Here is a 12657-nt window from a genome sequence, read left to right on the forward strand (position 1 = left end):
ATCATTCCCTGACTGGCGCGCTAAAGTAAGCGACACGCGGCATCCACCACAATTTTCACCGCATCGCTTTCTGTCTGCTTCATGGTGGCCGCATCCGGGATCTCTTTTTGCGTGCGATTCACGATGACGCCAGCCACCATGCCGGCACGCAGTCCCTGACTGGCGCACATGGTTAACATGTGTAGCGGATTCCATCTCATAGTTAAGCACGCCCATTTGCTGCCACTCTTTCATCGAGCCCCGGAAGCGGCTCACCACGCGTCCGGAGAAGGTGTCGTAGCGCTCCTGGCCAGGATAAAAGGTGTCTGACGAGGCGGTGACACCAATATGCGTGGTCGCACCGCAGGCTTGTGCCGCGGCCACCAGCGCGGTGGTGCAGGCGAAGTCAGCCACCGCCGGGTATTCCACCGGCGCAAAGTGCAGGCTGGCACCGTCCAGACGGACCGAGGCGGTGGTCACCAGCACATCGCCCATGTTGATGTGTGGCTGAATCGCGCCGGTGGTACCAACGCGCAGGAAGGTACGCACGCCCAGCTGCGCCAGCTCTTCAACGGCGATAGAGGTGGACGGACCGCCAATACCGGTAGAACAGACGACCACCGGTTTGCCGTCGATCTCCGCCAGCCAGGTGGTGAATTCACGGTGCGACGCCAGGTGCTGTGGATTCTCCATCAGCGCCGCGATTTTCTTCACGCGCTCCGGATCGCCAGGAACAATCGCCAGCGTGGCTCCTTTCAAATCGGCTTTAGTGATGCCAAGGTGGAAAACGTCAGACTGGGCCATATCAGACTCTTGGAAGATAAGGGGAATAAGCGCGCCACTTTACGTCAGCGGCCCGGATAAATATGTGACTAAATTCACCATCAAGAATGAAAGTTACATTGAACTAAAAATATTGTGTGACTCTAATTACATATTAGCGGTCTGCTGCGCTGAATTGCTACAAGCGGTGCTGTGTAACCGTAAAAGGCAGTGTTAATTGAGAAACAGACTAGGTTAACCATCCCCCGTACCCTACGTCAGTCTTGCCGTGAGGCTAGGCTATAGTTACGTGATTGCGCACTTGCTAGCACGGAGAGAAATATGAAAACCGAAGACAATATGGCACAAAAATCCGCCACCGACGGCTTTGCGCCAGCGGTGCAGCCCACCGCAGCCAGTACCATCATTACCGCCAGCGAGGCCATTCACGCGGGCGAGACGTCCGTGCCGAGCCAGGGTGAGAACCTGCCGGCTTACTATGCTCGTCCGCAACAGTTTAACGGCACGCTGCCGGTCGTGCTGGTGGTGCAGGAAATTTTCGGCGTGCACGAACACATCCGCGATCTGTGCCGCCGTCTGGCACTGGAAGTGCTATCTCGCCGTGGCGCCGGAGCTCTATTTCCGCGAAGGCGATCCCAACGATTACAACGACATCCCCACCCTGTTTAAAGAGCTGGTGAGCAAAGTGCCGGATTCGCAGGTACTTTCGGATCTCGATCACGTGGCCAACTGGGCGGCGCGCCACGGCGGCGATATCCGTCGTCTGGCGATCACCGGTTTCTGCTGGGGCGGTCGCATCAGCTGGCTGTTTGCCGCCCATAATCCGCAGGTGCGCGCCGCCGCCGCCTGGTACGGTCGCCTAGAGGGCGAGAAAACGCTGAATCAGCAGAAACATCCTATTGATATTGCAGTAGATTTGAATGCACCGGTGCTAGGCCAGGATGAAAGCATTCCACTGGAAAGCATCGATAAGATGCGCCAGGCCCTGCACGCGGCCAATGCCAAAGCCGAGATTGTGGTGTATCCGGAAGCTGGCCACGCCTTCAACGCCGACTATCGTCCGAGCTACCATGCCGATTCCGCACAGGATGGCTGGCAGCGCATGCTGGCGTGGTTTAAGCAGTATGGCGTCGCGCCGAACGCGGAATAAAAAAAGGGGCGCCAGCGCGCCCCAACTCAACAACACAACGTATTAACCTGCCATCAAACCGTTTCGGCGCGCAGCTTTTGCGCCGCTTTCACCATGTTGGCCAGCGCTTGACGCGTTTCACTCCAGCCGCGCGTTTTCAGGCCACAGTCCGGGTTCACCCACAGGCGCTGCTGCGGAATACTCTGCGCCGCTTTGCGCAGCAGATCTTCCATCCACTCCACGCTCGGTACGTTTGGTGAGTGGATGTCATACACGCCCGGCCCGATTTCATTGGGATATTCGAACGCTTTGAACGCATCCAGCAGATCCATATCAGAACGTGAGGTTTCGATAGTGATCACGTCGGCATCCAGCGCGGCAATCGAATCCATGATGTCGTTGAACTCGCAATAACACATGTGGGTGTGAATCTGCGTCTCGTCCTGCGCCACCGCAGCGTTGAGGCGGAACGCGTCCACCGCCCAGCGCAGGTAGGCTGCCCAGTCAGACTGATGCAGCGGCAAGCCTTCACGCAGCGCCGGTTCGTCAATCTGAATGATGCCGATACCGGCTTTTTCCAGGTCCTGCACTTCGTCGCGCAGCGCCAGCGCAATCTGTTTTGCGATGGTTTCGCGCGTCACGTCCTCCCGCGGAAACGACCAGCACAGAATGGTGACCGGTCCGGTCAGCATGCCCTTCACCGGTTTGTCGGTCAGCGACTGCGCATACTTTGCCCACTCGACGGTGATGGGCTGCGGGCGGCTGACGTCCCCGATGATCACCGGCGGCTTAACACAGCGCGAGCCGTAGCTCTGTACCCAGCCGTTCTGCGTGAAAACAAAGCCGTCGAGGTTTTCGCCGAAGTACTCCACCATGTCGTTACGCTCGGCTTCGCCATGCACCAGCACGTCGAGCCCCAGGCGCTCCTGCTCCGCAATCGCCTGCCGGATGTGTTCCGCGATACCGGTGCGGTAGTGGCCGCCGTCAATGTTGCCTTTTTTGAAGTCAAGGCGCAGGCCGCGAATCTCGGTAGTCTGCGGGAAAGAACCGATGGTGGTGGTAGGCCACGCCGGCAGGTTAAAGCGCTGACGCTGCGCCTGAGCACGCGTGGTGTAGTTGCTGTTGCGCTCGGTGTCTCTGGCCTGGATTTGCGCCAGACGCTGCGCCACGGCGGGATTGTGCACGCGAGCAGAGTTTGCCCGGGCGCGAATCGGCGCGCTCCAGGCGTGCAGCGCAGCGGCATCTTGCTGGTTCAGCGCCTGACTCAGCAGCGACAGCTCCGTACACTTCTGTAAGGCAAAGGCGAACCAGCTTTTTACCTCGTCGTCGAGGCGGGTTTCCACGCTCAGGTCAATGGGGCTGTGCAGCAGCGAACAGGAGGAACCGATCCACAGCTGCTGACGCTGGCCGAGCAGCGGTTGCAGGCGCTCAAACCAGCGGGTGAGATCGGCGCGCCAGACGTTACGGCCATTGATCACCCCCAGCGACAGCAGCCAGTCCGCCGGGATCTGCTGGTTGAGCTGCTGGAGATCGTCTTTGCCGTGCACCAGGTCCACATGCAGGCCCTGCACCGGCAGCGTTTTAATGACATCAAGATTCTGACCAATGCTGTCAAAGTAGGTGGTCAGCAGCAGTTTCACTTCGCCCTGTAGCGCGTCGTACGCCGGTTTAAACGCCTCGCGCCACGCCTGCGGCAGTTCCAGCGCCAGCGCCGGCTCATCAATCTGCACCCATTCGATGCCGCGCTGATGCAGTTCTGCCAGCACCTGACGGTACACCGGCAGAATGACCTGCAGCAGCGACAGGCGGTCGAATGCGTCACCTTTCACCTTACCCAGCCACAAATACGTCACCGGCCCCAGCAGCACCGGTTTGATGGTGTGGCCGAGCGCCAGCGCTTCATCCACTTCGTCCAGCAGTTGCGTCCAGCTGAGACGGAACTGCTGACCTTGGGTAAATTCCGGCACGATGTAGTGATAATTGGTGTTAAACCATTTGGTCATCTCTGCCGCTGCTGCGGGCTCGCCGCTGGGCGCCCGACCGCGGCCGATACGGAACAGGGTGTCGAGGTCAATCGAACCGTCTTTATTCTGGTGCCTTGCCGGTACATTACCGAGCAGCAGGCTGGTGGTCAGCACGTGATCGTACCAAGCAAAATCGCCGACCGGCAGCAGATCAACACCGGCGTCTTTCTGCTGCTGCCAGTGACGGGCGCGCAGTTCACGACCCACCGCCAGCAGTTCGTCCTGTGAGCTGTTCCCGGCCCAGTAGCTTTCCTGCGCTTTTTTCAGTTCGCGGCGCAGTCCGACGCGAGGGAAACCGAGAGTATGGTTCAGAATGGTCATGTGAGATTCTCCAGAAGTTGTTCGCTGTGCGACAGTCGCAGCAACCGATTTACGTTCATCCAGCGGGCAATCCTGCCGTGCGCTGAGCGTGTTAGCTGGACAAAGGTAAAGTGGCCATCGCGTCTGCCTGAGATGTTTAGCCGTCCAGATGTTTACACCGCTATAATCTGCGGGTACTGTATGTGTCTCAAGCGCAATTTGTTCAAACTCGATGTGAAGAACTCTCATGATCGAACTCAAACACCTGCGGACGCTGCAGGCGTTACGGCACACCGGCTCGCTGGCTGCCGCCGCCGCCCAGCTTCATCAGACGCAATCGGCGTTGTCTCACCAGTTCAGCGACCTGGAACAGCGGCTGGGCTTTCGGCTGTTCGTGCGTAAGAGCCAGCCGCTCCGTTTTACGCCGCAGGGAGAGATTTTGTTGCAGCTGGCGGAGCAGATTCTGCCGCAGATCCAGCAGGCGCTGCAGGCCTGTCATGAGCCGCATCAGACCACGTTGCGCATCGCTATCGAATGCCACAGTTGCATCCAGTGGCTGACGCCGGCCCTGAACAATTTCCGTCAGAGCTGGCCGCAGGTGGTGATGGACTTCAAATCCGGCGTGACCTTTGATCCGCAGCCGGCGCTGCAGCAGGGCGAACTGGACGTGGTGCTGACGTCCGATATTCTGCCGCGCAGCGGTTTGTTCTATGCGCCGATGTTTGATTTTGAGGTGCGGCTGGTGCTGGCGCCGGATCACCGTCTGGCGCAGCTGGCCCACATCACGCCGGAAGATTTGGCCGATGAGGTGCTGATGATCTATCCGGTACAGCGTCAGCGGCTGGACGTGTGGCGTAACTTCTTACAGCCAGCCGGCGTCAGCCCGGCGCTGAAGAGCGTGGATAATACGCTGCTGCTGATCCAGATGGTGTCGGCCGGCATGGGCATTGCCGCGCTGCCGCACTGGGTGGTGGAGAGCTTTGAGCACCAGGGACTGGTGGTGACGCGCACGCTGGGCGACGGATTGTGGAGCCGTTTGTACGCAGCGATGCGCGACGGCGAGCAGCGCCAGCCGGTGCTGGAGGCCTTTATGCGCTTTGCCCGTCAGCACGCCTGCGAGCACCTGCCTTACGTGCGCGATGCCTCGCGCCCCGGTTCATTGCAGCCGGTCTCGTCCTGATGCCGCGGGCGGCCAATGTCGCCCGTGCTGTTATCCCCGCCCTGCCTGCTCTATAATGCGCCGCCTTAACCGCTACCGGAGAGTTTCACCATGACCAATAACGATGTGCTGCGCAGCGTGCGCTTTATGCTGGATTTGAGCGACAGCAAAGTGGTGGAGATTTTTGCGCTGGCGGGCAGTGAAGTGCCGCGTGAAGATGTGCAGGCGTGGCTGAAGAAAGATGACGATAAGGCGTTTCGTAAACTGCCGGATGTGCTGATGGGTTACTTCCTCAACGGTCTGATTTTCTACCGTCGCGGCAAAAGCGAAGACGCGCTGGCCCCGTCGGTTGAGCGCCGCATGAACAATAATATCTTTCTCAAGAAGTTACGCATCGCCTTCGCGCTGAAAACCACCGATATCTCGGATATCTTATTGAAGGCTAACGTCAAGGTGTCACAGGCTGAGATCGGCGCGATTTTCCGTAACCCGGATCATAAAAATTATCGCGAGTGCGGTGACCAGATTCTGCGTAACTTCCTGAAAGGCTTAACGCTGATTCAGCGGCCATCGACACCCGCGAAAAAAAGCTAAGCGCCTGAACTGCCGCTTTTGGCCGTGTGTCCCAGTACCCAGCGTTTATGCACGTACAGGGACGCAAAAATCACTATCGCCCCGGCGATAAAGCTCGGCCAGTGCGGCTTCTCCTGCCAGATCGCCAGGTTCACCAGTAACCCTGCCGGCACGTGCATGTTGTTCATAATGCCCAGCGTCCCGGCATCGACCTGGGTCGCGCCGTAGTTCCACATGAAGTAACCCAGCCCGGACGCGGCCAAGCCCAGCCACACCAGCACGCCCCACTGCAGCGTGGTGGTCGGCAGCTTGTGCGGATTGCCCCAGATGCACCAGGCAATGACCGCGATCAGCACCGCGCCCAGATAGAACCACGAGAATGCGGTGTGCTGCGGCATCGGGCGGACTTCCTGCAGGCGCTTATAGCCCACCATGCCAATCGCAAAGCAGATGTTAGCCGCCTGCACCAGCAGCAGTCCGAACCAGAAATCATCGCTGACTTTGTCGTAGCGGATAATGGCCGCACCGAGCACCGCCAGCAGCGCACTGAAGGCGTAGCCAATGCGCAGCGGGCGCTTACTGAGCAGGTCATAAATCAGTGTGACATACAGCGGCGTCATCACCGTAAACAGCAGGAATTCCGGCACGCTGAGATAGAGATAAGCCTCGAAGCTGATCAGATACATGATGCCTAATTGCAGCATGCCCACCAGCATATAGAGCAGCAACGTTGAGGCGCGGTAACCGCGCCAGCGCAGAAACGGCAGAAAGGCCAGCGCCGCTAGGCCTAAACGCATCAGCACCGAGAACCAGGTATCCACCTGCCCCGCCAGGTACTCCCCGATTAAACTAAAAGAAAAAGCCCACAGAATGGTGGTAACGATCAGCAACAGCACGGTTATGCATCCTAAAGATCAACACTGGCGCTAGTGTAAACAAACTATAGCGCGCTGGCGGGATAATCTGGTTGACATGTGATGAAATTAAACACGATCGCATCTTCGTTGCCCGGTCAGCAGGCACGCGTCCGCATGGCGGGTTTGCCGACGGGCGGCGATTTTTATGAGGCAGCGCGCCGCTTTCTCTGGCACAAATGCGCGAAATCCAACATTTGCTGGTTTATATCGCTCTTTATTGTCATAAAACTGTAACATATATGTCATATGTCACAGTAACTGCGCGTAACCATCACTATTCTGTGCGCGAAATGGAAAGATTGCTTTCTGTTCGCTGTCGTACTTTGTTTTTGCCCCAACCTGCTGGGAATCGATAACTATTATTGCGCCCTGGAGGGCCATTCTGATGTTGAGTATTTTTAAACCTGCACCACACCAGCCCTAGGTGGCGGACGATCGCGTCGATCCGCTCTATCGTCGTCTGCGCTGGCAGATCTTCTTCGGCATTTTCTTTGGCTACGCCGCCAACTATCTGGTGCGCAAAAACTTTGCGCTGATGCGCGATACGCCGCAGTCGTGCGGGCTGCCGCCGATTGAGGCATGGAAGAATGACTATCCGCCGGATTACAGCGAGAACCACGAACAGGAGCTGACGGCGAAGCAGATTTTCATGCAATACGTGCTGCCTAACAAGCTGCTGTGGTACATCGCGCTGGCCAACGTGTTCGTTTATCTGTTGCGCTACGGCATCCTCGACTGGTCATCAACCTATCTGAAAGAGGTGAAGCACTTCACGCTGGATAAATCCTCGTGGACCTATTTCCTGTACGAATACGCCGGGATTCCAGGCACGCAGCTGTGCGGCTGGATGTCGGACAAGGTATTCCGCGGCAATCACGGCGCCACCGGGGTATTTTTCATGACGCTGGTGACCATCGCCACCCTCGTTTACTGGCTGAACCCGCCGGGCAATCCGGGCGTGGATATGATCTGCATGATCGTAATTGGCTTCCTGATCTACGGTCCGGTGATGCTGATTGGTCTGCACGCGCTGGAGCTGGCACCGAAAAAAGCGGCCGGCACTGCGGCAGGCTTTACCGGTCTGTTCGACTATCTCGGCGGCTCGGTGGCGGCCAGTGCGATTGTCGGTTACACCGTGGATTTCTTCGGCTGGGACGGCGGTTTCTTAGTGATGATTGTCGGATCGGTGCTGGCCGTGGTGTTACTGCTGCCGACCATGGTCAGCGAACATCGCCACAAACAGCAGCAGGCGTAATCTTAGCGGGCCGGTGAATACCGGCCCGTTTTATTCAGGCCAGGAACAATTTGCGCAGCGTCTGCGGCACCGCGTCATCGGCGTTGCTGCCAATCACTTCCAGCGTCGGCAGGGTATCTTTCAGGCGCTGATGGGCGTTACGCATGATGCAGCCTTTGCCCGCTATACTCAGCATCTCGACATCATTTATGCCGTCGCCAAACGCGATGCACTCTTTCAGCGAATAGCCAAGCTGTTTCGCGACCGCTTCCAGCGCGTGCCCTTTCGAGACGCCGCCAGCCATCACTTCCAGACAGGTGGGCAGCGAGAAACTGACGTTAACCCGGTCACCCCAGCGCGCTCCTATCGCCTGTTCCAGCGGAACCAGATGCTCCGGATCGTCGCAGGTGAAGAATACTTTGCTGATGCCGTCGGTCGCCAGCATGCCTGGCTGATACACCTGATAGGTGAACACCGATTCCTGGAAAAACTCCGCTTCCTGCGGATTATGGCGGCTGATGTGCCACTCATCGTCGCGGTAAACGTGCGTCAGGATTTTCTCATCGTGATACTTCAGGCCATACAGCTCGCTGGCGATATCGCTGTCCAGATTGTGGCTGAACACCAGTTCGCCGTCGGCGTTGTGCACGCGCGCGCCGTTTGAGGTGATCATATACGCCGGAATGCCGAGCTTATCGCGCATCTGACCGACGTCGATGTAGTGGCGTCCTGTGGCAAAGATAAAATGCACATCGCGCGCGACCAGTTCTTGCAGCGTGGTGCTGGCAAACGGCGTCAGACGATGTTGCGGAGAAAGCAGCGTGCCATCCAGGTCGGATGCAACGATGTGGTACATGTAAGCCTCTGGTATTGATGTCTAAGAATACGTTAGTCACGGTGGCGCTGATAAAAGTCGACCACCGCATTAAGCGCTTCGGCGCGCATGGCGTCTGTTTCAAACAGGATGTCGTGACGCGCGCCCTGAATGATGTAAGGCGTGGTGCCTTCCACCGCATGTCCCGCTGCCGCCATGGCCTCACAGAACAGATCCTGCGCGCGGTTATCCACCACGTCGTCTTCACTGGCCTGCAGCAGCAGAATCGGTGTCGTAATGTGCGCCACCTGATTAAAGATATGGCGTCCGGCCTGAATCCCTTCCCGCACCCAGTGATAGGTGGGGCCGCCGACGCGAATCGCCGGATCGTCGGCATAAAAAAGCAGATTGCGACGATAACGTTCGCGACTGTGCGTCAGCCGGTTAATGCCAAACGGGCTGGCGCGCCAGCGTCCGGTGCCCAGCGCGTAGCCGTCGCGCAGCGCGATTTTCTGACGTATTGTGTTACACTTCACTCTCTTCAGGGAATGTCACCCATGACCATTGAATGGTGGTTAAGCTACCTGTTAACCACGACCATCCTCAGCCTCTCGCCCGGTTCCGGCGCGATCAACACCATGAGCACCGGCATCAGCCACGGCTATCGCGGTGCGGCAGCCTCAATTACCGGATTACAGCTGGGTCTCGCCGTGCATATCGTGCTGGTGGGAGCCGGTCTGGGCGCGCTGTTTTCGCAGTCTGTGCTGGCGTTTGAGGTTCTGAAATGGGCGGGCGCGGCCTATCTGGTGTGGCTTGGCATTCAGCAGTGGCGCTCAGCGGGCGGAATCGATCTCAATGCGGTGGCCAAAGCGATGCCGCGTCGTCGCCTGTTTCAGCGCGTGCTACTGGTTAATCTCACTAATCCAAAAAGCATTGTGTTTCTCGCCGCGCTGTTCCCGCAGTTTATCGTGCCGCACCAGCCGCACCAGCCGCAGCTGATGCAGTATCTGGTGCTCGGCGTGACCACCATCGTGGTCGACATCATTGTGATGATTGGCTACGCCACGCTGGCGACGCGCATCACCGGCTGGATCAAAGGTCCGAAGCAGATGAAGCTGCTGAACCGGGTGTTTGGTGGCTTGTTTATGGCGGTCGGCGCACTGCTGCCAGCGCACGTAAAATGGCGTAAGGATTTGCACTTATCGTAGCGGCACGATTTATCGCGCCCAGTTGAAAACGCGCAATAAATTGCGCCGCTACGGATCGGGATCTTATCGGGAGATGATGAGGTGAATACCAAACCCGGCAAACAGCACGCCCGCCATACCGTCCACCCACTTCGCCATCTGCTGATACTTATCGCGCATCCACGGCAGGGCAAAAATCGCCGCCACCAGGGTAAACCAGGCGAAGGTTTCACCGACGATCAGCAGGAACAGGCCCCAGCGCTCAATCGCGCCCACATCGTTGCCCACGAACAGTGAAAACACACTGCCGAAGTAGATGATGGCTTTCGGGTTAGACAGGTTGGTGAGAAACCCTTTGAGGAAGCTCATGCCACGCTTTGGCAGCTCGACCACCGGCGCTTCCGTATGAGGTTGTTTGTGACGCTGACGCGCCGAGCGCAGCAGCTTCCAGCTCATCCACAGCAGATACAGCCCGCCACCGACCATGATGATTTCATGCAGCCACGCCATTTTCTCCAGAATCAGATGCAGGCCCATCAGCGCGACACCGGCCCAAATTACGATCCCCAGCGTAATGCCGAGCACGCCCATTATCGCCTCTTTGCGCGAGCGGCTGGCGGCGGTCTGTGAGACAAAAAAGAAGTCCGGTCCCGGACTCATCAGCGCAACCAGATGCACCATCGCGACGGTGGCAAATAACATCAGCATGGTTTATTTCCCTTATTCTTCATCAAGATGTTCTTTGATCATCAGCAGGAACGGCTTACCGAAGCGCTCCAGTTTGCGATGACCGACCCCGTTAACGCTCAGCATCTCTGAAGCGCTGACCGGCATTTGTTCTGCCATTTCAATCAGCGTAGCGTCGTTAAACACCACGTAAGGCGGAATATTCTCTTCGTCGGCGATGGCTTTACGCAGCTTACGCAGCTTAGCGAACAGCTTGCGACCGTAATTGCCGCCGTAGACTTTTGGCGCGCTGCTGCGGCTTTTCACCGTCACGGTACGCGGTACCGCCAGCATCAGCGGCACTTCAGCGCGCAGCACCGGGCGCGCGGCCTCGGTGAGCTGCAGCGCCGAGTGCATGGCGATGTTTTGCATCACCATGCCCAGGTGGATCAGCTGGCGCAACACGCTGACCCAGTGCTCCTGACTCTGCTCGCGCCCGAGGCCGTACACCGGCAATTTGTCGTGGCCGTTATCGCGGATGCGCTGGTTGGTTGAACCGCGCAAAACTTCAACAATATAGCTCATCCCAAAGCGCTGCCCGGTACGATAAATGCCCGACAGCGCTTTTTGCGCTTCGACCAAGCCATCATAGCGACGCGGCGGATCGAGGCAGATATCGCAGTTGCCGCACGGCTGCTGGCGACCTTCACCAAAGTAGTTAAGCAGCACCAGACGACGGCAGGTTTGCGCCTCGGCAAACGCGCCCATGGCGTTGAGTTTGTGGCGTTCAATATCCTGCAGCGGCCCTGGCGCTTTCTCTTCCAGACACTTACGCAGCCACGCCATGTCGGCCGGGTCGTACAGCATCATCGCTTCCGCCGGCAGGCCATCACGCCCGGCGCGGCCGGTCTCCTGATAATAGGATTCGATATTGCGCGGAATGTCGAAGTGCACCACAAAACGCACGTTGGGCTTGTTGATGCCCATGCCGAACGCCACAGTCGCTACCACGATTTGCAAATCATCACGCTGAAAGGCTTCCTGCACGCGTGCGCGCTGCTCGCTGTCGATGCCGGCATGATAAGCGCCAACGCTGATGCCGCGACTCTGCAGACGCGCAGCGGTGTCTTCCACTTTGGCGCGGCTGTTACAGTAGATGATGCCGCTTTTGCCGCGCTGATCCTGCACGTAGCGCAGCAGCTGCTCGGTAGGCTTGAACTTCTCCACCAGCGTGTAGCGAATGTTGGGACGGTCAAAACTGCTGATCTGAATCAGCGGATCGTGCATCTGCAGCAGATGCACGATGTCGTTACGCGTGGCTTCATCGGCGGTGGCGGTCAGCGCCATCACCGGCAGCTGCAGAATGCGCTGGCGCAGCTGACCGAGCGCGCCATATTCCGGACGGAAATCGTGGCCCCACTGCGAAATACAGTGCGCTTCATCGACGGCCAGCATCACCGGATTCCAGTGCTGCAGGGTGTCGAGGAAGTTATCCATCATCAGACGTTCCGGCGCGATGTACAGTAGCCGCAGTTTGCCGCTGCGGCAGTCCGCAAACACCTGCTGCTGCTGCTCACGCGTTTGGGTCGAGTTGAGGCACGCCGCCGCCACGCCGTTTGCCAGCAGCTGATCGACCTGATCTTTCATCAGTGAAATCAGCGGCGAAACCACCAGCGTCAGCCCTTCGCGCACCAGCGCCGGGATTTGATAGCACAGCGATTTGCCGCCGCCGGTCGGCATCACCACCAGGCAGTCGCGCCCTGACAGCGCGGTTTCAATGATGGTTTGCTGACCCGGACGGAACTGCTGATAGCCGAAGGTATCCTGTAATACCTGCTGCGCCAGCATTTCCTGATTAAGCACTGCCGATGTTGCCACGGTAATCCTGTTTT

The 12657-nt window shown here is 58.2% G+C and carries 10 protein-coding genes and 3 pseudogenes; 6 read left to right on the top strand and 7 right to left on the bottom strand.

Going from position 1 to position 12657, the window contains the following annotated elements; all coding sequences use genetic code 11:
* Nucleotides 1-20: 20 nt before the first annotated feature.
* Nucleotides 21-783: pseudogene (gene udp, locus AC6I8M_RS19335) on the bottom strand (uridine phosphorylase).
* 300 nt (nt 784-1083) lie between these two features.
* Between udp and AC6I8M_RS19340 the strand changes: the two are divergent.
* Nucleotides 1084-1912 (top strand): annotated as a pseudogene (locus AC6I8M_RS19340) (dienelactone hydrolase family protein).
* A gap of 53 nt (nt 1913-1965) precedes the next feature.
* Here the strand turns inward: AC6I8M_RS19340 and metE are convergent.
* Nucleotides 1966-4236 (bottom strand): 5-methyltetrahydropteroyltriglutamate--homocysteine S-methyltransferase, encoded by a 2271-nt coding sequence (gene metE, locus AC6I8M_RS19345; RefSeq protein WP_022548008.1) that lies wholly within the window; start codon nt 4234-4236, stop codon nt 1966-1968.
* 226 nt (nt 4237-4462) lie between these two features.
* Here metE and metR point away from each other — a divergent pair, with 226 nt between their 5' ends.
* Together metR and AC6I8M_RS19355 are read left to right on the top strand one after the other, a co-directional pair.
* Nucleotides 4463-5395: an HTH-type transcriptional regulator MetR gene (gene metR / locus AC6I8M_RS19350; protein ID WP_010617104.1), complete on the top strand. Its 933-nt coding sequence runs from the start codon at nt 4463-4465 to the stop codon at nt 5393-5395.
* Nucleotides 5396-5485: 90 nt separating this feature from the next.
* The gene (locus AC6I8M_RS19355; RefSeq protein ID WP_010617103.1) at nt 5486-5968 is read left to right on the top strand and encodes a YehS family protein; all 483 of its coding nucleotides are present in this window, start codon (nt 5486-5488) and stop codon (nt 5966-5968) included.
* Here the strand turns inward: AC6I8M_RS19355 and AC6I8M_RS19360 are convergent.
* Nucleotides 5965-6843, bottom strand: a complete 879-nt coding sequence (locus AC6I8M_RS19360; protein ID WP_010617102.1) for a carboxylate/amino acid/amine transporter — start codon at nt 6841-6843, stop codon at nt 5965-5967. The two genes, AC6I8M_RS19355 and AC6I8M_RS19360, sit on opposite strands and share 4 nt — an antisense overlap.
* 81 nt (nt 6844-6924) lie before the next feature.
* Here AC6I8M_RS19360 and AC6I8M_RS19365 point away from each other — a divergent pair, with 81 nt between their 5' ends.
* Both AC6I8M_RS19365 and AC6I8M_RS19370 read left to right on the top strand, forming a co-directional pair.
* Nucleotides 6925-7098 (top strand): hypothetical protein, encoded by a 174-nt coding sequence (locus AC6I8M_RS19365; protein ID WP_498013571.1) that lies wholly within the window; start codon nt 6925-6927, stop codon nt 7096-7098.
* Nucleotides 7099-7336: 238 nt separating this feature from the next.
* Nucleotides 7337-8119 carry an MFS transporter gene (locus AC6I8M_RS19370; protein WP_498013837.1) on the top strand — a complete coding sequence of 261 codons (783 nt, stop codon included), beginning with the start codon at nt 7337-7339 and terminating at the stop codon, nt 8117-8119.
* A 34-nt stretch (nt 8120-8153) separates the two neighbouring features.
* On the opposite strand, the gene yigL is transcribed toward AC6I8M_RS19370, so the two are convergent.
* Nucleotides 8154-8954: a sugar/pyridoxal phosphate phosphatase YigL gene (gene yigL, locus AC6I8M_RS19375; RefSeq protein WP_010617098.1), complete on the bottom strand. Its 801-nt coding sequence runs from the start codon at nt 8952-8954 to the stop codon at nt 8154-8156.
* A gap of 32 nt (nt 8955-8986) precedes the next feature.
* Nucleotides 8987-9418: pseudogene (locus tag AC6I8M_RS19380) on the bottom strand (serine aminopeptidase domain-containing protein); the annotation flags it as partial.
* A 51-nt stretch (nt 9419-9469) separates the two neighbouring features.
* On the opposite strand from AC6I8M_RS19380, the gene rhtB reads away from it, so the two are divergent.
* Nucleotides 9470-10120 carry a homoserine/homoserine lactone efflux protein gene (gene rhtB / locus AC6I8M_RS19385; RefSeq protein ID WP_010617096.1) on the top strand — a complete coding sequence of 217 codons (651 nt, stop codon included), beginning with the start codon at nt 9470-9472 and terminating at the stop codon, nt 10118-10120.
* Nucleotides 10121-10183: 63 nt separating this feature from the next.
* Here the strand turns inward: rhtB and rhtC are convergent, their stop codons facing one another.
* Nucleotides 10184-10807 (bottom strand): threonine export protein RhtC, encoded by a 624-nt coding sequence (gene rhtC, locus AC6I8M_RS19390; protein ID WP_010617095.1) that lies wholly within the window; start codon nt 10805-10807, stop codon nt 10184-10186.
* 12 nt (nt 10808-10819) lie between these two features.
* Nucleotides 10820-12643: an ATP-dependent DNA helicase RecQ gene (gene recQ, locus AC6I8M_RS19395; RefSeq protein WP_010617094.1), complete on the bottom strand. Its 1824-nt coding sequence runs from the start codon at nt 12641-12643 to the stop codon at nt 10820-10822.
* Nucleotides 12644-12657 lie beyond the last annotated feature (14 nt).

This window comes from Type-A symbiont of Plautia stali, assembly GCF_059731155.1.